The 23,032-nt window shown below is 63.5% G+C and carries 21 protein-coding genes and 1 riboswitch; of the genes, 10 read left to right on the top strand and 11 right to left on the bottom strand.

Going from position 1 to position 23,032, the window contains the following annotated elements:
• Nucleotides 1-10 precede the first annotated feature (10 nt).
• Together AC1TQG_RS15915 and AC1TQG_RS15910 are read left to right on the top strand one after the other, a co-directional pair.
• On the top strand, nucleotides 11-472 hold the full coding sequence (locus AC1TQG_RS15915) for an Lrp/AsnC family transcriptional regulator (protein ID WP_482138426.1): 462 nt from the start codon (nucleotides 11-13) through the stop codon (nucleotides 470-472).
• Complete coding sequence (locus AC1TQG_RS15910; protein ID WP_482138424.1) at nucleotides 469-1,842, top strand: aspartate aminotransferase family protein; 1,374 nt, start codon at nucleotides 469-471, stop codon at nucleotides 1,840-1,842. Before AC1TQG_RS15915 ends, AC1TQG_RS15910 begins: the two co-directional genes overlap by 4 nt.
• A gap of 12 nt (nucleotides 1,843-1,854) precedes the next feature.
• Here AC1TQG_RS15910 and AC1TQG_RS15905 read toward each other — a convergent pair whose 3' ends face one another.
• Genes AC1TQG_RS15905 through AC1TQG_RS15890 form a run of 4 tightly spaced genes read right to left on the bottom strand, consistent with a single transcriptional unit; the run spans nucleotide 1,855 to nucleotide 5,382 of the window.
• Complete coding sequence (locus tag AC1TQG_RS15905) at nucleotides 1,855-2,475, bottom strand: response regulator transcription factor (protein WP_482138423.1); 621 nt, start codon at nucleotides 2,473-2,475, stop codon at nucleotides 1,855-1,857.
• On the bottom strand, nucleotides 2,472-3,629 hold the full coding sequence (locus tag AC1TQG_RS15900; protein ID WP_482138421.1) for a sensor histidine kinase: 1,158 nt from the start codon (nucleotides 3,627-3,629) through the stop codon (nucleotides 2,472-2,474). Before AC1TQG_RS15900 ends, AC1TQG_RS15905 begins: the two co-directional genes overlap by 4 nt.
• The gene (locus tag AC1TQG_RS15895; RefSeq protein ID WP_482138419.1) at nucleotides 3,626-4,444 is read right to left on the bottom strand and encodes an ABC transporter permease; all 819 of its coding nucleotides are present in this window, start codon (nucleotides 4,442-4,444) and stop codon (nucleotides 3,626-3,628) included. Before AC1TQG_RS15895 ends, AC1TQG_RS15900 begins: the two co-directional genes overlap by 4 nt.
• Nucleotides 4,441-5,382 carry an ABC transporter ATP-binding protein gene (locus AC1TQG_RS15890; protein WP_482138417.1) on the bottom strand — a complete coding sequence of 314 codons (942 nt, stop codon included), beginning with the start codon at nucleotides 5,380-5,382 and terminating at the stop codon, nucleotides 4,441-4,443. Before AC1TQG_RS15890 ends, AC1TQG_RS15895 begins: the two co-directional genes overlap by 4 nt.
• Nucleotides 5,383-5,793: 411 nt before the next feature.
• Here AC1TQG_RS15890 and AC1TQG_RS15885 point away from each other — a divergent pair, with 411 nt between their 5' ends.
• The 5 genes from AC1TQG_RS15885 (at nucleotide 5,794) to AC1TQG_RS15865 (ending at nucleotide 10,513) form a co-directional block, all read left to right on the top strand.
• Complete coding sequence (locus AC1TQG_RS15885) at nucleotides 5,794-6,420, top strand: ABC transporter permease (protein WP_482138415.1); 627 nt, start codon at nucleotides 5,794-5,796, stop codon at nucleotides 6,418-6,420.
• Entirely contained in the window at nucleotides 6,417-7,655 is a 1,239-nt protein-coding gene (locus AC1TQG_RS15880; protein ID WP_482138413.1) for an ABC transporter ATP-binding protein, read from the top strand. Before AC1TQG_RS15885 ends, AC1TQG_RS15880 begins: the two co-directional genes overlap by 4 nt.
• A complete protein-coding gene (locus AC1TQG_RS15875; protein WP_482138411.1) occupies nucleotides 7,652-8,422 on the top strand; it encodes an ABC transporter permease in 771 nt (256 codons plus the stop codon). The genes AC1TQG_RS15880 and AC1TQG_RS15875 overlap by 4 nt, the downstream gene beginning before the upstream one ends.
• A 26-nt stretch (nucleotides 8,423-8,448) precedes the next feature.
• Entirely contained in the window at nucleotides 8,449-9,423 is a 975-nt protein-coding gene (locus AC1TQG_RS15870) for a glycine betaine ABC transporter substrate-binding protein (protein WP_482138781.1), read from the top strand.
• 79 nt (nucleotides 9,424-9,502) lie between these two features.
• A complete protein-coding gene (locus tag AC1TQG_RS15865; protein WP_482138409.1) occupies nucleotides 9,503-10,513 on the top strand; it encodes a TauD/TfdA dioxygenase family protein in 1,011 nt (336 codons plus the stop codon).
• A 141-nt stretch (nucleotides 10,514-10,654) separates the two neighbouring features.
• Here the strand turns inward: AC1TQG_RS15865 and AC1TQG_RS15860 are convergent, their stop codons facing one another.
• A complete protein-coding gene (locus AC1TQG_RS15860; RefSeq protein WP_482138779.1) occupies nucleotides 10,655-11,248 on the bottom strand; it encodes a TetR/AcrR family transcriptional regulator in 594 nt (197 codons plus the stop codon).
• A gap of 193 nt (nucleotides 11,249-11,441) precedes the next feature.
• Here AC1TQG_RS15860 and AC1TQG_RS15855 point away from each other — a divergent pair, with 193 nt between their 5' ends.
• Nucleotides 11,442-12,353 (top strand): alpha/beta fold hydrolase, encoded by a 912-nt coding sequence (locus tag AC1TQG_RS15855; protein WP_482138407.1) that lies wholly within the window; start codon nucleotides 11,442-11,444, stop codon nucleotides 12,351-12,353.
• Between the two features lie 125 nt (nucleotides 12,354-12,478).
• On the top strand, nucleotides 12,479-13,816 hold the full coding sequence (locus AC1TQG_RS15850; RefSeq protein WP_482138405.1) for a D-alanyl-D-alanine carboxypeptidase family protein: 1,338 nt from the start codon (nucleotides 12,479-12,481) through the stop codon (nucleotides 13,814-13,816).
• A 30-nt stretch (nucleotides 13,817-13,846) separates the two neighbouring features.
• Here the strand turns inward: AC1TQG_RS15850 and yhjD are convergent, their stop codons facing one another.
• The 6 genes from yhjD to AC1TQG_RS15820 form a co-directional block, all read right to left on the bottom strand.
• Nucleotides 13,847-14,959: an inner membrane protein YhjD gene (yhjD, locus tag AC1TQG_RS15845; protein WP_482138403.1), complete on the bottom strand. Its 1,113-nt coding sequence runs from the start codon at nucleotides 14,957-14,959 to the stop codon at nucleotides 13,847-13,849.
• A gap of 20 nt (nucleotides 14,960-14,979) precedes the next feature.
• Nucleotides 14,980-16,026: a tryptophan--tRNA ligase gene (gene trpS / locus AC1TQG_RS15840; protein ID WP_482138402.1), complete on the bottom strand. Its 1,047-nt coding sequence runs from the start codon at nucleotides 16,024-16,026 to the stop codon at nucleotides 14,980-14,982.
• Between the two features lie 73 nt (nucleotides 16,027-16,099).
• Nucleotides 16,100-16,906, bottom strand: a complete 807-nt coding sequence (locus AC1TQG_RS15835) for an exodeoxyribonuclease III (protein WP_482138400.1) — start codon at nucleotides 16,904-16,906, stop codon at nucleotides 16,100-16,102.
• Between the two features lie 11 nt (nucleotides 16,907-16,917).
• Nucleotides 16,918-18,135: an MFS transporter gene (locus AC1TQG_RS15830; RefSeq protein WP_482138398.1), complete on the bottom strand. Its 1,218-nt coding sequence runs from the start codon at nucleotides 18,133-18,135 to the stop codon at nucleotides 16,918-16,920.
• A gap of 199 nt (nucleotides 18,136-18,334) precedes the next feature.
• Entirely contained in the window at nucleotides 18,335-19,558 is a 1,224-nt protein-coding gene (locus AC1TQG_RS15825; RefSeq protein ID WP_482138396.1) for an NADP-dependent isocitrate dehydrogenase, read from the bottom strand.
• Nucleotides 19,559-19,757: 199 nt separating this feature from the next.
• The gene (locus AC1TQG_RS15820; RefSeq protein ID WP_482138394.1) at nucleotides 19,758-21,350 is read right to left on the bottom strand and encodes a cutinase family protein; all 1,593 of its coding nucleotides are present in this window, start codon (nucleotides 21,348-21,350) and stop codon (nucleotides 19,758-19,760) included.
• 198 nt (nucleotides 21,351-21,548) lie between these two features.
• Nucleotides 21,549-21,658, top strand: a riboswitch (SAM riboswitch).
• A 56-nt stretch (nucleotides 21,659-21,714) separates the two neighbouring features.
• Here AC1TQG_RS15820 and AC1TQG_RS15815 point away from each other — a divergent pair.
• On the top strand, nucleotides 21,715-23,031 hold the full coding sequence (locus AC1TQG_RS15815) for a bifunctional o-acetylhomoserine/o-acetylserine sulfhydrylase (RefSeq protein ID WP_482138392.1): 1,317 nt from the start codon (nucleotides 21,715-21,717) through the stop codon (nucleotides 23,029-23,031).
• Nucleotide 23,032 lies beyond the last annotated feature (1 nt).

Here is a 23,032-nt window from a genome sequence, read left to right as displayed (position 1 = left end):
AATCGGAGCCATGACCGAGCAGCCAATAGTGTTAGACAACATCTCCAAAAAGATCATCGAGGAGCTGCAGGCCGACGGCCGCCGCTCGTACGCCTCGGTGGGCAAAGCAGTGGGGCTCTCGGAAGCGGCGGTGCGCAACCGGGTTCAGCGCCTCGGCGAGGCGGGTGTCCTCCAGATCGTGGCGGTGACCGATCCGATGCAGGTGGGTTTTGCCCGCCAGGCGATGATCGGAATCCGTTGCACCGGAGACACCGCAGCACTGGGCGAAGCACTCGCGGAGGTCGAGGAAATCGACTATGTGGTCCTGACCGCCGGATCATTCGATGTGGTCATCGAAGTGGTCTGCGAGAACGACGAACACCTTCTCGAAGTACTGAACAAAAAGGTGCGATCGCAGCCTGGCGTGACCGGGACAGAGACCCTGGTCTACCTGAAATTGGTCAAACAACAATACAATTGGGGTACCCGATGACCGCAGTCGAGAACAACACCACCACCCTTGGCGACCGCTCGGCACGCCACCTGTGGGGCCACTTCTCCAGGCACGGCGACACGACCACACCACCGGTCATCACCCGCGGCGAGGGTGTCCGGATCTTCGACGACCGCGGTCACAGCTACCTCGACGGCCTGTCGGGACTGTTCGTGGTGCAGGCAGGCCACGGTCGAGTCGAGCTCGCCGAGGCCGCGGCGAAGCAGGCCAAAGAACTCGCTTTCTTCCCCCTCTGGTCATACGCGACATCGCCTGCGATCGAGTTGGCCGAACGCCTGGCGAACTATGCACCCGGTGACCTCAACCGGGTCTTCTTCACCACCGGTGGTGGCGAGGCAGTGGAGAGCGCATGGAAACTCGCGAAACAATACTTCAAACTGACCGGAAAACCCGGCAAGCACAAGGTCATCTCGCGATCGATCGCCTATCACGGCACACCGCAGGGCGCGCTGGCGATCACCGGTATCCCGGCGCTCAAGGAAGCCTTCGAACCACTCACGCCAGGAGCGTTCCGGGTTCCGAACACCAACATCTACCGCGCCGGTGAATACGGTGACGATCCCAAGGCATTCGGTCTCTGGGCCGCCAACCGCATCGAAGAGGCCATCGAGTTCGAGGGACCCGACACGGTTGCCGCAGTCTTCCTCGAACCGGTTCAGAATGCCGGCGGCTGCTTCCCACCGCCGCCCGGCTACTTCCAGCGGGTTCGGGAGATCTGCGACAAGCACGACGTGCTGCTGGTCTCCGACGAGGTGATCTGTGCGTTCGGCCGGATCGGTTCGATGTTCGCCTGCACCGACTTCGACTACGTCCCCGACATCATCACCTGCGCGAAGGGCATGACCTCGGGCTACTCCCCGATCGGCGCAATGATCGCCACCGATCGACTCTTCGAGCCCTTCAACGACAACACCACATCGTTTGCCCACGGATACACCTTTGGCGGACATCCGGTTTCGGCGGCGGTCGCGCTGGCCAACCTCGACATCTTCGAGCGTGAGGGCCTCAACGATCGGGTGAAGCAACTCGCACCGGACTTCCGGCGGACGCTCGAACGCCTGAGTGACCTGCCGATTGTCGGCGATGTCCGCGGCGAAGGTTACTTCTATGGCATCGAATTGGTGAAGGACAAGGCCACCAAGGAGACGTTCACACCGGACGAGTCCGAGCGGGTCCTGCGCAACTTCTTGTCCACCGCATTGTTCGACGCCGGACTCTACTGCCGCGCCGACGACCGGGGAGATCCGGTGGTCCAACTCGCTCCCCCACTCACCTGCGGGCAGGCCGAGTTCGACGAGATGGAACAGATCCTGCGGTCAGTGCTGACCGAGGCCTACACAAAGATCTGAAGGCAAGCCCGCTCAGATCCATCCGAGATTTCGGGCTTTGAGGGCTGCCTCGTACCGGTTCGAGGCACCCAGCTTCGCCATCGCCGACGACAGATAGTTGCGCGTGGTGCCGACCGACAGGTGTGCGCGCGTGGCGATCTCGTCCACGGAGGAACCATCGATGGCGAACTCCAGGACGTCGGCTTCGCGTGCGGTCAGTACGGTGTCCCCGGCACTTATCGCTTCGGCGGCCAACTGTGGATCGACGTGACGGCCACCGCCGTCGACCGTGCGGATGACTTCGGCGAGGGTGGCAGCCGACGATGTCTTGGGCAGAAAACCCCGAACCCCGGCGGTGAGAGCACGTTTGAGGTAGCCGGGCCGTCCGTGACTGGTGACGATCAGGATGCCGGCGTCCGGCGTCAGAGCGAGAAGCTCGGTCGCGGTCTCGATGCCGTCGATCCCGGGCATCTGCAGATCGACGACGGCGACGGCAATGGGTTGGCCGTCGGCCACGCGTTGTCGCCACATGGTGACCAGTTCTTCGCCAGACCCGACGTTCGCGACGACATCGAGATCGTCCTCCAAGTCGAGCATGGCGGCCATCGCGGTGCGGATGAGAGTCTCGTCGTCGGCCAGTAGTACTGGAATCACTTTTTCTCCCACTGTATTTCGAGCATGAAAGTCTCGCCGCTCGTGGTGGCCTCGAGTCCGGAGCCGACGTGTGCCAGACGCTCCGACAGGCCACGGAGCCCCGAATGCCCACCGGCATCTTGTCCGGTGACCTCGCGGGAGCCGTTGTTACGCAGGGACATTCCCGCCACACCGATCGAGAGGGTCGCCGACGTCGCTGCCGAATGTTTGACTATGTTGGTTGTCCCTTCTCGCACCACCCATGCCGCCACCTCGTGGAATTGTGGGGGCACCTTGGCCGGGTCGCCCTCGACGACTAGCAGACAGCCCGCCGCCGCCAGGAGTGAACGGGCACCGGCGACCTCACCGTCGAGGTTGATGTCACGATAGCCACGCACCAGCTCGCGCATCTTGTCCATCGATTCGACAGCGAGTGACTTCACCTCGTCCATCTCGGTGGCCGCCCGGTCTCCGGCTCCGACACGTGAAAGTGTTGCGGCGAGTTCACTTTTCACCGCGATGGCGGAGAATCCACGGCCGACCACATCGTGCAGGTCCCGGCTGAAACGCAATCGCTCTTCGGCAACCTGCAACCGGGCCTCGACGGTCTTGGCGCGCTCCAGCTCGTCGACCACATCCAGACCCCACATCGTCAACAGCGTGGTGGCGACGAGGAAACCGCCGATGAAGAACGTGACCGCAGCCAACCAGAGTCCCGCTGCCGGAGACGACCCGAAAGCCACGCCGGAAGCGATGCTGACGCCAAGAATCAGCCACCACCTGCCCCGCCGAAACGGAACGATCGAAAGCATCGGCAGTAGTGCGGCGAAGATGCCCGCCGTACGTGCCGCGTCGATGTCGGATTCATCGGTGGCCAGATTGGCCACCAGAGCACAGAACAGCCAGACCACGACAAGTACCGCTGTCCCCACCGGTTGTGCCCACCGCCGCAGTCCGGCATTCGTCCAGACCGACAGATCAGGTTGGGTCTGCATGGCGAGAAGAGCTGCAGCCCCGGAGATGACAATCGCCGCTGCCGACCACGGAACGCCGACGGTGGTGGCCGCCGAAACGACCACCACCCCGGCGATGGCGCCCTGGAGCGTGAGCTGGCTGTAGAGCCGGAACTTCGCAGGCCCCGACAGCTCACGCCACCAGGACGCCACCCGTGTCATCCGCGGTCGTCCCAACGGAAGCTTGTTGCGACGATTGCCAGCGCCAACGCGGTCCATATACCCAGTGTTGCAAGTGGTTGTGCCATCTCGGCAAAAGTGCCCGCGAAATCGAGCGGTGCGTCGGACTCGCCTGCGGCGGCAGGCAGGCCGGCCGTGCCGAGGGAGACCAGGTCGGACAAGGCCGCGAACGGTGTCCACGAGACCACGTCGCCGAGGCGATCGGGAAGGATGTCACGGATCGATTCAAGGCCGACCATCGCGATCATCATCACCGGTAGAGAGGTGATCTGCGCTGCCTCAGCGTTTTTGGTGACCGCACTCGTCGCCAGTCCGAGCAGCGAGAAGACGATGATTCCGCCGGCCATCGCAACGATCAGTGCGATCGGATTGACGGGCGCTGGCGCACCGGCGCCGTAGATCACCCCCGCGACGATCACACCACCGATCACGGTGAGGATGGCACCGGGTACGGCCGGGGCCGTCTGGATCTGCCAGTCCGCTGCCTCACCCGTTCGCAGCCTCTTCAATACTCCTTCCCCACGGCGGGTGGTGACCATCGACAGCACCGAGTAGTACTGCACGAACAGAAAGGCCATCAGCGCGAACATCTCCAAGCCCGTGGTCGCGACCTCCGCCGTGGCACCGGACTCGTTGCGAGCGATGAAGAATGTCGCAAGCGGAAGAGCCACCGGGAACACCGTTCCCAGCACGACAAGGGTTTTATTGCGGACGAACTGCCGGTACTCGGCCTTGGCCAGAGCGCTCAGCGGGCGTCGGCCGTAGCCGACAGATGTGGATACGGTGGTCGTGGTCATCGGTGTGCTCCGATCATGTCGGGGGTGGATGCCGAGGCGTCGACCGGGTCGGCGGCGACGTCGAGGAAGACCGATTCCAACGACGCGGCGCGGGCTTCCAGGCCACCCAGCTGCAGGCCGCGAGCACCGGCCCAGGCCAGCACCTCCGAGAGGTGGCCCTGCAGGTCGTGGGTGTACGCAGTCACCCGAGCGCCGGCATCGACGCGAGCGCCGGGTAGTGGCGGCAGAGGCGTCCCGGGGTGGTCGAAGACAATTCGCGCCGGATGCTCGTCGACGATGTCGCGGAGTGTGCCGCGGCGGGCGATCTGACCCTTGTGCATGATCGCGATCCGGTCGGCGAGCGCTTCGGCCTCGTCGAGGTAGTGGGTCGTCAGGACCATCGTGACCCCGGACGCCTTGAGATCTGCCAGCAGACGCCATGTGGCGCGGCGACTTTCCGGATCGAGGCCGGTGGTCGGTTCATCGAGGAACAGCAACCGGGGCTGCCCCAGCAACGCGCAGGCGAGGTCGACCCGGCGCCTTTCACCGCCGGACAGCACTCCGACGCGCACATGGGCGCGGTCTGTGAGGTTGACCTGTTCCAGGACTGCGTCCACGGTCGTCGGATTCGAGCAGGTGCCACGCCACATTTCCAATGTCTCGGCGACGGTCAATTCGGCGGGCAGACCACCGGACTGCAACATGATGCCCACCTTCCGGCGGACCAGCTTGCGGTCCCGTCGTGGGTCGAGACCGAAGACCTCGACCTGACCGGCAGATGGTGCGGCAAGTCCTTCCAGCACGTCGAACGTCGACGTCTTACCGGCACCGTTGGTGCCGAGCAACGCAAAGACCTCGCCCTCTCCGACATCGAGATCGATGCCCTTGACCGCCTCGAACGCGTCGTCGCCCTGGCCATAGACCCGACGCAACCCGCGGGCGGTGATCACTGCACTCATCGCTGCCCCCATTTCCGGCTGCCAACGGGTGCCGGACCGATACGAAGGACGTCTTTCATCAGATTGCCGAAACTGGTTGCTTGCGAACTTGTTTCGCGATAATCAGGCGGATGTTGGTTGTGGTTGTGATGTGTTGTGTTCATGCCTTCAAGGCTCACCCACATCGACTGTGGGTCACCAGTGCACCCGATCATCAAAAGCTCGATGGATACTCATGTCCGAGCCATGACAAATGTCATCGAAAACCGGTTGATCGACTCGAAAACTGAATGTCATGGGTGCGCGGACGAGAGAAATAGGCCAACATGTTGATCATTGCGCCGGGGGTTTGTCGGTGTCAGTGTTCGAGTGTGGACGGCTGGAACGACGAGTGAAGAGCGGGGGCACCGGTTGAACGCATTGTGGAATTACATGACGTCACACCGATCTCAGTTGGTGTTCGATTCCTATCAGCATGTCAGTGCAGTACTTCAAAGCGTTCTCATCGCGACCGTGATCGGTGTCGTGGTCGGTCTGCTCACCTATCGCAGTGACATCGCTTCCAACCTGGCCACATCGATTTCCAGCGCCATCCTGACCGTTCCGTCCTTTGCGCTGTTGGGATTGCTCATCCCGCTCGTCGGTCTCGGTGTCATACCGTCGGTGACCGCGTTGGTGCTGTATTCGTTGCTACCGATCATCCGGAACACCATCGTCGGACTCAACAACATCGAGCCTGCACTCATCGACGCCGCCAGGGGAATTGGCATGGGCGGCTTCATCACCCTCGTCCGGGTACAACTCCCCTTGGTGTGGCCGGCAATTCTCGCCGCGATGAGACTGAGCACGCAGATGGCCATGGGCGTGCTGGCCATCGCCGCCTACGTCAAGGGCCCGGGACTGGGCAATCTCATCTTCGCCGGCCTCGCCCGCGTCGGCAGTCCGACCGCGGTGCCCATGGCCCTCAGTGGCACCTTGCTGATCGTTGTCCTCGCTCTCGTTCTCGACGCCCTCTACGTACTTCTCGGACGGCTCACAACGTCGAAAGGCATCCGATGACAGAACAGACCTCAGCGTCGAAAAGCCTGCGCTCAGCAAACCCGACCGGGGTGCAGATCACCCTCGAACACGTGTCGAAAACCTACCCGGGATCCAAGACGCCTGCGGTGGAAGATGTTTCGCTGCACATCCCGGCCGGCGACGTCGTCGTCTTCGTCGGGCCCTCCGGATGCGGCAAGACCACCACCATGCGGATGATCAACCGCCTGAGCGAGCCAACGTCGGGCAAGATCACCATCGGCGACAAAGACGCGCTGTCGATCAAACCCACCGAGTTGCGGCGCTCGATCGGCTACTCGATCCAGCAGGCCGGACTCTTCCCACACATGACGATCCGCCAGAACATCGGCCTGGTACCGGGATTGCTCAAGTGGGACAAGAAACGTATCGCCGCCCGCGTCGAAGAGCTACTCGATCTGGTCGGCCTCGATCCGGCACAGTACTCAGGCCGCTACCCCCGCCAGTTGTCCGGCGGTCAGCAGCAACGTGTCGGTGTCGCACGGGCTCTGGCCGCGGATCCTCCTGTACTCCTGATGGACGAACCCTTCGGTGCCGTCGACCCGATCACGCGAAGCTCGCTGCAGGACGAACTCCTGCGACTGCAAAGCGAATTGGGTAAGACCATCGTCTTCGTCACCCACGACTTCAGCGAGGCGGTCAAACTCGGGGACCGCATCGCAGTACTCGGTCAGCAGTCGAAGGTCCTGCAATACGACACCCCACAGGCGATCCTTGCCAATCCCGCCGACGACACCGTCGCCGGGTTCGTGGGAACCGGCGCCTCACTGCGCCAACTCGGGTTGGTCCGGGTCAAGGATATCGATCTCGAGGCCCGATCCACCGCGCACACCGGCGACGACGTCGACGCACTCCGAGCGGAACTGGCCGCAGGCGAACATGATTGGGCCGTCATCCTCGACGACCGGGAACGCCCGGTCAGCTGGGTGCGCGAGAGCCGGCTCCGGCAGGCGCGCACCGTCGAGGAGTTCGCCGAGCCGCTTGGCGAGGTGATCAGTGTGCAGGCCACGCTGCAGGACGCGCTCGAGGCGATGCTCGCCGAGGACCACGCCTCCGCAGTGGTCGCAGGCGCGGGAAACCGCTATCAGGGGGTGGTGACACTCGAGACGTTGATCTCCACCATCACCAAACTCCGCGACACCTCGCCCACCGCGACGGCTGCCCCCGACTCCCCTGACACCCCTGACACCCCCGACACCGGGGACGTCACGCCATGACCACGGCCGTCGAGACGCCGCCGACCTCGATCAGCGTGGCGGACCGCCTGCGCCTGATCATCCAACCGATCCTCGTGCTGATCGTCGCGGTCGCCGTCATTTTCTGGGCATTCAACCGGGATCTGACCGCCACCCAAAAAGTGAACATCAATGCAGGCAACGTGAGCACCCTCCTCTGGCAGCATCTGCTGATCACGATCACGGTTGCCACCATCGTCGTCATCGCGGGAGTCCCGCTCGGAATCCTGGTGACCCGCGGCCACGCCCGCTTCCTGCGACCGCCGCTCATCGGGGTGGCGAACATCGGGCAGGCCGCGCCTGCCGTCGGCCTGCTCGTCCTGCTCTTCCTGTGGACCGGCGAGACCGGTTTCTGGATCGGCGTCCTGCCCATTGCGGTGTATTCGCTGCTCCCGGTGTTCAGCAGCACGATCCTGGGCATCGATCAGGTCGACAAGTCGCTCATCGACGCCGGCCAAGGACAGGGCATGTCCCAGTCCTCGATCCTCTTCCGGGTCGAATTGCCGTTGGCTGTGCCGTACATCCTCGCGGGCCTGCGCACCTCGCTGGTTCTTGCAGTCGGTACCGCGACACTGTGCTTCCTGGTCAACGCCGGTGGTCTCGGTGTCCTCATCGACACCGGTTACAAACTGCGGGACAACGTCACGCTGATCCTCGGCAGCGTCCTGGCGGTGTGCCTTGCGCTGCTCGTGGATTGGGTCGGCGCGCTGGCCGAGTACTACCTCGGACCGAAGGGGATACGAGGATGACAACGGTGCCTCGAACCGGTTCCCGGATGGACCGCGCGCTCAAGCCGCTCATCGTCGCGATCGTCTGCGCGGTGGCCGCCGCCTGTGGCCTGTCGTCCGGCGGTGCCGTCCCACTCAAGATCGGCCCGGGTTCGATCACCGAGAACGAGGGTCTCAAAGGAGTTCAGATCACCGTGGGATCCAAGGAATACACCGAACAGGTGATCCTGGGATACATCCTCGAGTTCACCCTCGTTGCGGCCGGCGCAGATGTCCGGGACATGACCGGGATCGTGGGTTCACGCAGCACACGCGATGCACAGATCGCCGGTCAGGTCGACGTCGCCTACGAGTTCACCGGCAATGCCTGGATCAATTATCTCGGTCACGAAAAGCCGATTGCCGACACCCGGGAACAATTCGAGGCGGTGCGCGACGAGGACCTCGAAAAAAATGACATGGTATGGCTCGAGCCGGGCCCGATGGACGACACCTATGCCTTGGCCGCCAGCAAAAAGGTGATCGACGAAACCGGCGTGACGAACCTTTCCGAGTATGCCGAATTGGTCAAGCAGGATCCGGCCGCGGCCGCGACCTGCGTGGACACCGAGTTCCGGGCCCGCCAAGACGGATATCCGGGTATGGCCACCGCGTACGGGTTCGACCCGGCGAAGGCCGACACCCCGATTCTTCAGGTCGGGATCATCTATCAGGCGACCTCGACCGGAACCCAATGCAAGTTCGGCGAGGTATTCACCACCGACGGTCGGATCGCCGGGCTCGGGTTGGTGGTCCTCACCGACGACAAACAGTTCTTCCCGCACTACAACCCGTCCGTGACGATGAAGGCGAGTTTTTTCGAGAAACACCCCGAGATCGCCGAGGTGACGGCCCCGGTCACCGCCGCCCTCACCAACGAGGTGATCACCGAACTCAACAAGCAGGTCGATGTCGACGGCAAGGATCCGGCAATCGTGGCACGGGACTGGATGATCTCCGAAGGCTTCATAACCAAGGGGTGACGGTCCGGAGGTGGCACCGACTTTCGATCAGGCTGCTCCTAAGGTTCCGACACTGCGGAGTTACCGCAAAACTGGAGTCATGAGCGTTCTGGTCGAATCTCCCGCCACCGGTTCCACCCTGTCGGCATCCCCAGCCCTGACGGTCACCAAACTCGGTGAACACCTTGGTGCCCGGGTGGATGGTGTCCGGCTGTCCGGCGACCTCGACGATGCAACAGTGCAGGCCATCCGGACCGTGATCGCCACCCACAAGGCGGTCATCTTCACCGGTCAGCACCATCTCGACGACATGTCGCAGTACGAGTTCGCATCATTGCTCGGTACGCCGACCAAGGCGCATCCGACTGTCCTGTCCCGGGGTGAAGACCTGCTCCCCCTCGAAGGTGCTGCCAATTCCTGGCACACCGACGTCTCGTTCGTCGACCGGATCCCCAAGATCTCCGTGCTGCGCGCCACCGTCCGCCCCACTTACGGCGGCGCCACCATATGGGCGTCCACGGTCGCCGCGTACGCCAACCTCCCGAGCCCGATGCGGGCGCTTGCCGACCAGCTGCGGACTGTTCACACCAACGACTACGACTACGCCGAGCACCTCACCGTCGGCGACAGCTCGGACCCGGCGTACCGCGAAGAGTTCGTCAAGACCGTCTTCGAGACGGAACACCCCGCCGTGCGGGTGCACCCCGAGACCGGCGAGCGGGCACTGACCCTCGGCCACTTCGTCAAGTCGTTCTCAGGTTTCAAGACGTCCGAGACCACGGATCTGCTCCGTCTCCTCCAGGCCCGGATCGAACGCCCCGACAATACGTTCCGCTGGAATTGGAACGACGGTGACGTGGCCATCTGGGACAACCGTTCCACTCAGCATTACGGCGTGGCCGACTTCGGTGACCAATTCCGGCGAGTCAATCGCGTGACGCTTGCCGGCGACATACCCATCGGTGTTCATCGGGATCGGTCGACGATCATAGAGGGTGATGCGACTGGATATTCGGTGGTCGAAACGCCGCGACCTCTGGTCGCATGGGAGCCGGCAAGCTCGGCGAGTATTCGCGGATTCGCCGAGTTCGGGTCGTTGAAGATCGATTGATTCGAGCTGCCCCTGAGCCACAAGTGGTTCGGTATCAACTTTCTCCTTTCTGCGTCACAGGATCTCTTCGCTGCTCTGCTGAACGCTTGAGTGAAGAAACCGAGCACTCACAGTCCGTGACGAGAACTCCGTCACCGGCAATCAATCCGGCGTCAGCATGCCACCGAGGACTCGGCGCAACACCGACTCGAACATGTCACCAGACTGGTCGGCGCCTGGATCCGAAAGATGGAGCGCTGCCGCAAGATACGGATGACCGCCGACCGCGGCGGTTTTGTGTAAGTACATCACCTGAGAGATTCGGCGTTTCTGTCTCGCCGTTCCGCCACCGACCTCGGCGCGCGCAAACTGCTGGACAAGGGTGTTCAGCACAGCCACCACCTGCAACTTCACCATCCCCGATACGTCGACCGCAGCCATGGCCCGAAGTGCGTACTCGAGAAAGTCGATCCCCCGCGGCCCGATGCGCATCGCTTCGACCGGAACGTCAAGCAACCACGGGTATCTCACGTGAACGCCCTTCGCGCGGGCCGCGAGAGCGGTGAGGTCGTCGATTGCCTCGCCGCGCAACGGGACATCGAGGTCGATCTCGCCGGCAGCAGCATCGACGATGAGGTCGAGCACGTCGTCATAGCCCGCCACGTACCGGTACAGAGCCGACTGACTCACCCCGAGTTTCTGCGCAATTCGGCGAGTGGAGACGGCCGATAATCCCCCCTCTTGCGCAAGTTCCATCGCTGCGGCAGCGACATCGTCGCGACTGTGCGTCGGCGCGGGCCCGCGTGTGCCGCACGAGCGTTCCCACACCGTCGTGTGCCGCTGCTCCGTCCCGGACCGTGTCACTCGTCTTCACCCTTCCACTCGCGGTTGTCGTCAGTAACCTACACTAAAACTGCATTCAGTGAACGCAGTAAATGGGAGGTTCAAGATGACACTCGACAATCCATGGGGACCGCGGCGATGGGCTCAGAGCGGATCGGTACGTCTGGCATTCGATCAATACCGGCCCGAACTCGGCGGCACACCATTACTGATCGCCACCGGCTTGGGCGTCAACCGACACGCAGTACCTGATGGATTCTGTGAACAACTGGCCGCACAGGGGTTCGCTGTCGTGCGCTACGACCAGCGCGACGGCGGCGAGTCCACCCATCTGCCGCCGACGGCCGTACGAAACCCCATCGCCGCGATCCTGACCAAACGCAGTGAGGGATACACCGCCGAAGACATGGCGGACGATGCAATTGCGGTAGTCGACGAACTCGGGTGGAGCACCGTGCACGTACTCGGAATCTCACTCGGCGGCGCTCTCGCGCAACGTGTCGCCCTCCGACACCCCGCCCGGGTGTGTTCCCTCACATCCATCGCGGCTGTCCCGGGCGATGTCACCGGGTTGCGAACATTCCGCTTCATCCGCTTGCGCACACTCTCCAAGTTCGCGCGCTTGAAATTCCCCGACAACCGAGAGGGCGCAATCGACGCCGGTCTGGCAGTCGCACGACTACTCGCCTCCCCGCGCCGAGAGTTCGACGAAGCGGCAATGCGCGCACAATTGGAAAGCAATCCCGACCCCGGGATTCACGACCAACAGGCACAGAGTCGACAGATCGGCGCCCGATGGAGTGGCCCCGCGATCACCGAGATCGCAAGTCCCACATTGGTCGTGCACGGCGAAGACGATCCTCTCATCAAAATTACTGCTGCGCATGCAATTTCGTCCAAAATACCCGGCTCGAGCACCCTTATCCTTCCCGAGGTCGGGCACGACTTACCCCCGCACGCATGGGCACCACTGGCCAAGGCAATCCGCGAACTCGCAGGCGAGAACACCAGAAAATAGGTCACCGAACAACGGATCCGTCCCGCACAGCGCGCCCGATCAGTCGGTTTCGAAATGTTCAATTGGGCCGAATTGCCGCCGCACGGAGGCCCAAACAGGTCCCAACAGCTGTATCGTCCGGTGCGATGATCCGATTCACGACACGCGCCGCAGCCCTGTTGGCGGCGTCACTCCTTTTCACCGGCCTCGGCGGTCCGGCGCTGTCCGGGGCCACCCCCGTGACGATCACGCCGCCGATCGGAGCGCCCGCGCCCGAGACGGTGACCGACGCGTGCCCGTACCAGACCACACCGGTGCCCCCTGTCGATGAGTCCGAAGTGGTCTCCGACGGGTCCACCACACCCACGCCGCTACCGGTGCCCGACCCTCCGATCGGTGGCGAGAAACTCGGCGGCTGTGGGGTCGTGCTGGCCGACGGCGCCGCTCCGCCGCCCGCAGGTCTGACCGCGACCGGCTGGCTGATCGCCGATCTGACTGCCGGAACGGTGTTGGCCGCCAAGGACCCCCACGGGCGCTACCGGCCTGCCAGCACCATCAAGGTGCTCCTGTCGCTCGTGGTGCTCGACGAACTGGACCTCGACTCCACGGTCACCGGCACTGCGGAAGACGACGAGGTCGAAGGCGATGCCGCCGGAGTCGGTCCCGGTGGCACCTATACGGTTCGCGACCTGATGACCGGACTGATCCTGGTCTCCGGCAACGACTGCGCGAACGCGCTCGCCCGCGAACTGGGTGGAACAGACGCCACCGTGGCGAAGATGAACGCGATGGCGGAGCGGCTCGGAGCACAGGACACCCGCGCCGCATCCCCGTCGGGCCTTGATGCCCCGGGTATGACCACGTCCCCGTACGACGAGGCCCTGATCTTCGGGGCAGCTCTGCAAAATCCTGACTTCGTAGAGATCTCGAAAGAAGATCAGGCCCACTTCCCCGGCTATCCGGGCATGCCAACCGAGACGTCCGAGAACGACGGACTTTCCACCGAAACCACACCCGCGGCGGCACCAACTGCGGATCTGGGAATCGATCTCTACAACATGAACCAATTGTTGTACGACTATGAGGGAACCATTGCAGGCAAGACCGGATACACCGACGATGCCCGCAAAACCTTTGTCGGAGCGGCAGAGCGCGATGGTCGGCAGATTCTCGTGGTTCAGATGTACGGACTCAACGACAGCCCCGGATCATTCTGGCGACAGGCCGAGGCGATGCTCGACTACGGCTTCGCCCAGTCGGCTGATCAGAACATCGGCGTGCTGGTCGACGGACCCGACGAGCTGGTGGAAGAACTCTCCGAATCAGACTCTCCCGGAACCGGAACCGGCGGTGACATCGCATCGGCCAGCGGTCTTCCATCCGATTCCACGTCGGGCACTGCCAAGCTGATCATCGGGCTGGTGGGCGCGCTGATCGTGGTGGCGCTGGTTTATGCCGGGCTGCGCTTGAACAAACGCTCCTGAAATCATCCCGGGGTCGGAATGCCGGTGCCGTCAGCGTTTACGCCGCGCCGCCGCCGAAATACCCAACGCCGCAACCACACCGGCACCGACAGCAGCCACCGCGCCACGTCCGGACAATCCTTCGCGGACCACCACCCGCGGGCTGATGACCACCGGATCCGGTACCGGTGTCGGCTCGTACTTGCGGTTACGCGGATCAGTGGCCGCCCATGCGGTGGCGAACAGGATGATCCGGGTCGTGATGAAGGCAAAAACCATGATGCCAAGAATCGGCCCGAACGTGGCTCCGGCAGGGCCGCTCACCACGGACTTGAGGTAAAAGCTCGCCACCTGTTTGAAGATCTCGAACACCACGGCGGTGAGCAGTCCGGCCTTCCACGCGTTACGCAACGGTAGTGCCACCCGAGGTAATTTCGCGATCACCCAGGTGAACAGCAACCATGACGCCAGGATCGAAAGCACCACGGAGACCACCCGAACCCCCAACGACACACCTGGGAGGTCATCGACACTCAGCCATTCCAAGATCTGATGGACCAGGCTGCCACTGGACAGCGCCGACAGCGAAAAGGTGACGATCATGGCCAGGAAGAGGCCGAGGAGGGCTCCGAGATCGGACAACTTGGTCTTCACGATGCCAGGTGATTCGGGTTCTGAACCCCATTGCACGGTCAGCGCGTTCCGCAGGTTAGCCATCCACCCGAGGCCGGCATAGAGGGCGATCAGCAGACCCAGGACACCGATCGTGGCGCGCGAGTCGATGGCCTGGTCCATCAGATCGGTGAGCTGCTCACCCATGCTGCCGTCCGCGGAATCGGCGATCTTGTCCTTCGCCTTGTCGAGTAACTCCTCGTTGTTGGCGAACACGAAACCGGCGACGGCAAACCCGATCATCAACAGCGGGAACAGCGCAAAGACACTGAAGTACGTTGCCCCGGCGGCGAAATAGTCACCCTTGGAGCCCTGATACCGTGTCGCCGCCTCCATGAGGTGGTTGAACCATGGAAATCGTACGCGCTGTTTGTCGAGGAACGACGGCTTGTCGGCCGCACCGGGCGTGGTGATCACGCCCGGTTTGCGTGCGTCCTGCCCTTGATCGGATGCCCGTAGCTTGAACTTTGAATCGGCGCGAGCCTGTGGCATGTCGTTCCCCATTCGGTGTGTCAGTCGAGCGGCACTGGAGCTACAAATCCCACCTTGTCATAGACCGTTGCCAACGTTCGCGAAGCCACTTCACGGGCCGTTTGCGCGCCCGCAGCCAGAATCTGATCGAGCTGAGCCGGATCCGCCAGCAGTTCGTCGAAACGGGCCCGCAACGGAGTCACGAACTCGGTCAACGCCTCGGCGGTGTCGACCTTGAGCTGGCCGTACCCCTGGCCGTCGTATCCGGCGACGAGGTCGTCAACCGACTTACCGCTCAGCGCCGACAGGATGGTCAGTAGGTTGCTCACACCCGGCTTCTCCACACGGTCGAAGACAATCTCCCGGCCGTTGTCGGTGACCGCCGAACGGAGCTTCTTCGCCGACCGTTTCGGATCGTCGAGCAGATTGATCAGACCGGCATCGGACTCGGCCGACTTGCTCATCTTCGCCGACGGGTTCTGCAGGTCATAGATCTTCGCGGTCTCGGTGACGATGTACGCCTCCGGAACGATGAACGTCTTGCCGAACCGAGAGTTGAACCGCTGGGCGAGATTTCGGGTCAGTTCCAGGTGCTGACGCTGGTCCTCGCCCACCGGCACCTGATCGACCTGGAAGGTGAGGATGTCGGCGGCCATCAGGATCGGGTAGGTGAACAATCCGACGCTCGCATGATCGGTGCCCTGCTTGGCCGACTTGTCCTTGAACTGGGTCATCCGGCCGGCCTCGCCGAAACCGGTGAGACACGAGAGCACCCAGGTCAATTGAGCGATCTGCGGCACATGCGACTGCAGGTAGATGGTCGAGCGGGCCGGATCGACACCGAGGGCCAGCAACTGGGCGACGCTGCGCCGCGAGCGATCCCGCAACGCTTTGGGGTCGTGTGCGGTGGTGATGGCGTGCATGTCCGGGATGAAGTAGAACGCCTGCTCGAACTCGTCCTGCAACCTCACCCACTGCTGGACCGCACCCAGGTAATTCCCGAGATGGAAGGAGTCACTGGTGGGCTGGATACCCGACAGGACTCTCTTGCGCCGGGCGGGCTTGGTTTCGGTTGCCGATTCACTCACAGACGAATTCTCTCATCCGGCCGCCACCGCATTTCACACACACCGCATTTGGACAATCAGGCCCACTCGACCCTCAGGCGTACTCCACGGTGACCGGCGCATGGTCTGACCACCGCAGATCGTAGGCACCGGCGCGGTCGACCCACGACTTCGTCGCCGTGGCGGCCGTCGTCTTGTTGGCGAGCTGGTAGTCGATCCGCCAGCCCGAATCGTTGTCGAATGCCTTGCCACGCCAGCTCCACCACGAGTACGGCCCGGCAACCTCACCGGCGAGATCACGGGCGACGTCACGCCATCCGGTCTCCAGTACCCCGGCCACCCATGCGCGTTCTTCCGGCAGGAAGCCGGGGTTCTTCACGTTGCCCTTGGCGTTCTTCAGATCCAGGGCGGTGGGTGCGATGTTCCAGTCGCCGCCGACCACCACACCCCGGCGCTTCCGGCCGAGTGCGCCCAGGTGCGCTCCGAACTCGTCGAGAAAACGGAACTTCGCCTCGCGCTTGGGACCGTCACTCGCCCCCTTGGGCAGGTACAGGCTGGCCACGGTCAGCGTTCCGAAATCTGCCTCGATGTAGCGCCCGGTGTCGTCGAACTCATCGCTGCCGAAACCTTTGCGCACCTTGTCCGGCTTGGTGCGCGACAGGATCGCCACTCCTGAATGTCCCTTGACCGACGACTCGTGCAGGCTCAGGTACCAACCGTCGTCCAGCGCCGGGGCCAGCGCCTCGACGACCTGCTCCTCGGTGGCGCGGGTCTCCTGGAGCAAGACGTGGTCCGTGGTGGTCTCACGAAGCCACGGGATCAGCCCCAGATTGCGCTCCGAGCGGTGCTTCACCGCGGCGCGAATGCCGTTTACGTTGATCGTCGTCACGATTGTGGTCACGTCGGGCGAGCCTACGTGCGTCCTCTGACAGCAGATCGGCGGGCGTAGAGCAGCGCGAGTCCGAGGACCGCGAGTCCGGCAACGGCCAGTCCGGCGCCGAGCAGCGACGGCGCCCGGTATCCGTATCCGGCCGCGATCACCAGACCGCCCATCCACGCACCACCGGCGTTGGCGATGTTCAGTGCCGAGTGGTTCAGCGCCGCGGCAAGGGTCTGGGCGTCCTCGGCGACATCCATCAGCCGGATCTGCAGGGCCGGAGTGAGCGCAACCCCGGTCAGTCCGATGAAGAAAGTCAGGATCAGTGCGGCCCACGGATTGCTCGCCAGCAGCGCAAAAGCGGTGAGCGTCACCACGATGGAAACCAAGCTGATGAGTATCGCCCGCACCACACCACGATCGGCGAGGGCACCGCCGATGATGTTGCCCGCCACCATGCCAAGGCCGAACAGCATCAGGGCAAACGGCACAAACGATTCCGATACACCGGCGACGCTGGTCAGTGTGGTGCTGATGTACGTGTAGAACGCGAACATCCCACCGAAGCCGACGATTCCGATGAGGAGCGCAAACCATACCTGCGGCCGTTTCAACGCACCGAGTTCGGTCACCGGATTGGTCATCTTCATGTCGGACAGGGCAGGCAGGAATCTGAACAGTGCCGCGATCGTCAGCAAACCGATCACGGCCACCACCACAAACGCTGCCCGCCAGCCGAGTGCCCCACCGAGCCACGTCGCCGCAGGCACTCCGACGACGTTGGCAACGCTCAGACCGATCATCACCTGGCCCACGGCCTTTGCCCGGGACTCCGGACCCGCCAGATGGGCGGCCACGAGAGCGGCCACACCGAAGTAGGCGCCGTGTGGCAGCCCGGCGACAAAGCGGGCAGCCATCAACATGCCGTAGTTCTGGGCGAACACGGTGGCGAGATTGCCGATGGTGAAGGCGACCATCAACACGATCAGCAGGGCGCGTCGTGGCATTCGTGCGGTCAGTGCCGCGATCGTCGGAGCGCCGACCACCACTCCGAGTGCGTAGGCAGAGATCACGTGCCCGGCCGTCGGTTCGCTGGTTCCCAGCGAATTGGCGATATTCGGCAGCAGTCCCATCGCGACGAACTCGGTGGTCCCGATACCGAACGCGCCGAGCGACAACGCCAGAATGACCGTCCGTCTACTGCCGCGCACCTCCCCCAAGGATTCGGGGGCGACGGTGCTGACTGCAGACATGTTCGAACCTCTCGAAGACGATCAGGGGCGATCGGGGCGACGGCGACACTGCCGGGAGCTCGTTGCGGGGGTAACTACGGTGTCAACCGGCACAGGCCAGATGTCATTCCGGGATGGGACGTGAACTGACCCACAGAACGACAATCCGCCCCGAGACATCCGGGGCGGACTGTGATGCGATCGGCGCGTGGCCGGCCGCTCAGCCGGTCTTGATGGCCGCCTCCAGGTTCTCATCAAGTGCCCCAAGGAATTCCTCGGTGGTCTGGTACGCCTGGTCGCCGCCGACCAGCAGCGCTAGATCCTTGGTCATCTTGCCACTCTCGACCGTCTCGATGACAACGTCCTCGAGCTTCTGGGCGAACTCACGCACCTCGGGGGTGTTGTCGAGCTTGCCACGATGATCGAGACCGCGGGTCCACGCGAAGATCGACGCGATCGGGTTGGTCGAGGTCGGCTTGCCCTGCTGGTGCTGACGGAAATGCCGGGTGACGGTGCCGTGCGCGGCCTCCGCCTCGCAGACGCTGCCGTCCGGGGTCATCAGAACCGAGGTCATCAGACCCAGCGAACCGTAGCCCTGGGCCACGGTGTCCGACTGCACATCGCCGTCGTAGTTCTTGCAGGCCCAGACATATCCACCCTCCCACTTGAGGCTGGAAGCAACCATGTCGTCGATGAGCCGGTGCTCGTAATGGATTCCGGCAGCATCGAATTCAGCCTTGAACTCGGTATCGAAGACATGCTGGAAAATGTCTTTGAACGCTCCGTCGTAGGCTTTGAGAATGGTGTTCTTGGTCGACAGGTACACCGGGTAGTTGCGCTGCAGACCGTAGTTCAGCGATGCCCGCGCGAAGTCTTCGATGGACTTGTTGAAGTTGTACATACCCATCACCACGCCGCCCTCTTCGGGCATCTGGACGATCTCGTGCTCGATCGGCGCCGAGCCGTCGTCCGGGGTGAACGTGATGGTGACCTTGCCCGCGGTGGCAACCTTGAAATCGGTCGCGCGGTACTGGTCGCCGAACGCGTGACGTCCGACGATGACCGGCTTGGTCCATCCCGGCACCAGTCGCGGGACGTTGGAGATGATGATCGGAGCGCGGAAGATCGTGCCGCCCAGAATATTTCGGATGGTGCCGTTGGGCGAGCGCCACATCTTCTTCAGGCCGAACTCTTCGACACGAGCTTCGTCGGGGGTGATGGTGGCGCACTTCACGCCGACACCGTGTTTGAGGATGGCGTATGCCGAGTCGATGGTGACCTGGTCGTCGGTACGGTCACGTTCCTCGATGCCGAGGTCGTAATACTCCAGGTTCAGATCGAGGTACGGGTGGATCAGCTTCTCTTTGATGAACTGCCAGATGATCCGAGTCATCTCGTCGCCGTCCAGCTCTACGACCGTTCCTTCGACCTTGATCTTGCCCATATGGCTACGCGTCCTCCTCGACGATGTGTGCCCCGCTTTCGGACGCCGACTCATGAGCTGGCGCGCCTGCACCCAAACATGTTCAACCTAGTCCGGCGGGCTGTTACCTCGCTCACCGGACAAAGTAAATATAACGGGCGTACTGCTTGCCAGCATACCCATCACCTGACGGGTCAGGGGCGTCAGCGCAGGGGCCGGATCACGAGGCGGTGGTGAGGTCCGCCGACATGTCAACGGCCATTGTCTCGGTCGCAGCAGGCGCTTCGACAGCAGGCAGATCAGGAGCGACCGGCTTCTGACCTGCCGTGGAATCAACGACGTCGGGGCCGTCGTCATCAGCACCCTGGTCCGCGTGGGAGGTTGCCGGACCGTTCCACACCGGTACGGAGGCGGGCACATCGGCTTCCGGCACATCGGGATCCGACACAGCCGGCGGGGACACCTCGGGCGCCCGATGCCGACCAGGCCCCGGGATGACGTCGGCAGAGGCCTGCGGGCGATCAACGGACGACGCAGCGAGCGCCCTCTGAGAAGCACCGGCAAGGGCGGTGTCAGTGGCCGGGTCCCCCACGTCCGCCCTGCCCGCGGAGACCGCACCGAATGCCGCATCCGCCATGGCGCGCACCGTCGGTGCCGCGATGAACCCGAGATCCGGGTCACGGTGGTCGAGTACGGCATCGATCACCGCAACCCAGTCCCGAACGAAGTTCACCGGATATTTGACGATGCTGACCGCGCTCCCGAGAATCGCGGCCCACGCGGCCGGGTCACCGGACAGCGCGTCCCGGACCGTGTACAGGTCGGTCAGATACGCACCATGCCCGAGCTGCGGGAGCGCAGGCAGCAAGCCCATGATCGCGCGGGAGATCGGCCGGATGACCTCCGTTTCGGCATAGGGGAAATCGAGAATCACCGGGCGCAGCAAATTAGGCAGTCCGACCTGCGCCAGCACAGTGGTGAGTGAGGGATCGGCGGCGATGAAGATCACCGTGGCACCGTCGGGACCCTCGATGACGGTGATCCCGTCGGTGCCCACAGCCGCCCCCGGGCCTGCCGTCATGATGCCGCCATAGTTGTGGTGCTTGACCCAGAAGCCCAGCAACGCGTCCAATGCCCCGATCGGATCTCGCCGCGGGTCGGGTATGTCACAGACCGGGTCACCATCGATGCAGACCGAGTACACCGGTATGTCGCCGAAGTCGCCGTCGCGCGAACCATCGAGCATCGCGCCCGGATACGCATTGATGAGGTTGACCTCGGCTCCGGCACCGTCGTTTGTGCCGCGTCGCCGAGGGTCGGAATAGAGCTCGCCCGACACTCCGACCGAGGTCACGCCGTCGGCCTTGCCTGCCGCGATGTCGGCCAGTACATCGCCTGCGATCCGGGCCCCCTGCGAATAGCCGGCGATGACGGCCGGGTTGCCCGGGCAGTTGGCCTGATAGGTCGCCACATCCTGGGTGAGCGCGGCTTGTCCGGTCTCGATGTTCTCGTCGTAACTCTGTGCACCGAGTGGCCAGAAGGTCCCCGGATAGTCGACGCGTTTGATCACGTAGCCCCGGGCGCTGTAGCGGGTCTCCACCCCTATGGTGTGCAGGAAGTTCGGATCGTCGGTTCCGGCCACCACGAACACGACGCCGTCACCACAGTCGTACGCCTGCGCCTGGGCCGCGAGCCCTGGAGCACTCCCGAGGAAGGTCAACACGGGCAGCGCGACCGCAGCCGCTCCGGATGCCAGCGCCGCCACCCGTCGGCCGGCCGGTTTCGGAACAGAGCGATCAGGCTTCGTCCTCACACCCACAGCAGCCCCAGTTGTTTCGAATCACCGACGGCCTCAAGCATTTCGAGGCAGTTCACCAAAGTTACGGTGGACATTGACAATGGCCAATCGCATGAACGTAGTACAGGGGCATCCGGCTGGTGGCGAATCGCAGAATCTCCGTGCGCTGAACGCTTTTTTGAACAGGAACCGCGTGTTATATCCTTTTGGCCAGGTCCTGAGTGTCAGCGACAAGCCCCGGCTAGCTGACCGGCAACCCTCCAACCGCGGTGGGGTGCTCCGGGTGACGACCAGGTTGCGGTTCGCCGCGGCAAGCGCGGGGTCCGAAAGGTCGGACCCTCTAATTGGATGTCTACCGACCATGAAAGAGAAGTCCTACATGTCTGACACCGACGTCAATCCGGCTGACAACTGGAGCTTTGAAACCAAACAGGTCCATGTTGGCCAGAGCCCGGATTCGGCAACCTCTGCCCGTGCCCTGCCGATTTACCAGACAACGTCGTACACGTTCCGCGACACCGAGCACGCCGCCAACCTCTTCGGTCTGGCCGAGCCCGGCAACATCTACACGCGCATCATGAACCCCACCCAGGACGCCGTCGAGCAGCGAATCGCAGCCCTCGAAGGTGGCGTGGCGGCTCTGCTCGTCGCGTCGGGTCAGGCCGCCGAGACCTACTCAATCCTGAACATCGTCGAAAACGGCGGTCACGTGGTGTCGAGCCCGCGGCTGTACGGCGGTACGTACAACCTCTTCCACTACACGCTGCCCAAGCTCGGAATCCAGGTCAGCTTCGTCGAAGATCCCGAAGACCTCGACAGCTGGCGCGCGGCCATCCAGCCCAACACCCGTGCGCTGTTCGGTGAGACGATCTCGAACCCGAACAACGAGATCCTCGATCTCCCCGGCATCTCCGCCGTCGCCCACGAGGCCGGCCTGCCATTGATCGTCGACAACACCGTCGCCACCCCGTACCTGATCAACCCGCTGGAGCACGGCGCCGACATCGTGGTGCATTCGGCCACGAAATACCTTGGTGGACATGGCACCGCGATCGGCGGCGTGATCGTCGACGGCGGCACCTTCGATTGGCGGGGCCAGCGTGACGGTGTGGACCTGTTCCCCGGATTCACCACCCCGGACCCGAGCTACCACGGTGCGATCTTTGCCGACCTCGGTGCTCCGGCCTACGCCCTCAAGGCCCGCGTGCAGTGGTTGCGCGACACCGGTGCCGCCATCTCGCCGTTCAACGCGTTCCTCATCGCCCAGGGCCTGGAAACACTCAGCCTGCGGATCGAACGCCACGTGTCGAACGCCCAGGCGGTGGCCAAGTACCTGGAAGAGCACCCGCAGGTGGAGTCGGTGGCCTACGCCGGACTCGAATCCTCGCGCTGGTACAAGCGAGGCCAGGAATTGGCTCCGCGCGGCCAGGGCGCGATCATCGGCTTCGAGATCGTCGGCGGCGTGGACGCGGGCAAGAAGTTCGTCGACGCACTGGTCCTGCACAGCCATGTCGCCAACATCGGTGATGTGCGCTCGCTGGTCATCCATCCCGCCTCGACCACCCACTCCCAGCTGATCGCTGAAGAGCAGCTGGCCGCAGGCGTGACCCCCGGCCTGGTCCGGTTGGCTGTCGGCATCGAGAACGTCGTCGACATCATCGCCGACCTCGATGCAGGCTTCGCTGCGGCCAAGTGAG

The sequence above is a fragment of the Williamsia sp. Y844 genome (assembly GCF_056786475.1).
Note: the sequence above shows the minus strand (reverse complement) of the source record. Positions and strands in the feature narration are given on the sequence as shown.

Coding starts and splice junctions, on each gene's coding strand:
- AC1TQG_RS15910 (WP_482138424.1), top strand. CDS start 469: ATGACCGCAGTCGAGAACAACACCACCACCCTTGGCGACCGCTCGGCA.
- AC1TQG_RS15890 (WP_482138417.1), bottom strand. CDS start 5,382: ATGAGTGCAGTGATCACCGCCCGCGGGTTGCGTCGGGTCTATGGCCAG.
- AC1TQG_RS15830 (WP_482138398.1), bottom strand. CDS start 18,135: ATGTCTGCAGTCAGCACCGTCGCCCCCGAATCCTTGGGGGAGGTGCGC.
- AC1TQG_RS15875 (WP_482138411.1), top strand. CDS start 7,652: ATGACCACGGCCGTCGAGACGCCGCCGACCTCGATCAGCGTGGCGGAC.
- AC1TQG_RS15900 (WP_482138421.1), bottom strand. CDS start 3,629: ATGACACGGGTGGCGTCCTGGTGGCGTGAGCTGTCGGGGCCTGCGAAG.
- yhjD (WP_482138403.1), bottom strand. CDS start 14,959: ATGCCACAGGCTCGCGCCGATTCAAAGTTCAAGCTACGGGCATCCGAT.
- AC1TQG_RS15865 (WP_482138409.1), top strand. CDS start 9,503: ATGAGCGTTCTGGTCGAATCTCCCGCCACCGGTTCCACCCTGTCGGCA.
- AC1TQG_RS15850 (WP_482138405.1), top strand. CDS start 12,479: ATGATCCGATTCACGACACGCGCCGCAGCCCTGTTGGCGGCGTCACTC.
- AC1TQG_RS15860 (WP_482138779.1), bottom strand. CDS start 11,248: ATGGAACTTGCGCAAGAGGGGGGATTATCGGCCGTCTCCACTCGCCGA.
- AC1TQG_RS15885 (WP_482138415.1), top strand. CDS start 5,794: ATGACGTCACACCGATCTCAGTTGGTGTTCGATTCCTATCAGCATGTC.
- AC1TQG_RS15895 (WP_482138419.1), bottom strand. CDS start 4,444: ATGACCACGACCACCGTATCCACATCTGTCGGCTACGGCCGACGCCCG.
- AC1TQG_RS15880 (WP_482138413.1), top strand. CDS start 6,417: ATGACAGAACAGACCTCAGCGTCGAAAAGCCTGCGCTCAGCAAACCCG.
- AC1TQG_RS15870 (WP_482138781.1), top strand. CDS start 8,449: ATGGACCGCGCGCTCAAGCCGCTCATCGTCGCGATCGTCTGCGCGGTG.
- AC1TQG_RS15815 (WP_482138392.1), top strand. CDS start 21,715: ATGTCTGACACCGACGTCAATCCGGCTGACAACTGGAGCTTTGAAACC.
- AC1TQG_RS15825 (WP_482138396.1), bottom strand. CDS start 19,558: ATGGGCAAGATCAAGGTCGAAGGAACGGTCGTAGAGCTGGACGGCGAC.
- AC1TQG_RS15855 (WP_482138407.1), top strand. CDS start 11,442: ATGACACTCGACAATCCATGGGGACCGCGGCGATGGGCTCAGAGCGGA.
- AC1TQG_RS15915 (WP_482138426.1), top strand. CDS start 11: ATGACCGAGCAGCCAATAGTGTTAGACAACATCTCCAAAAAGATCATC.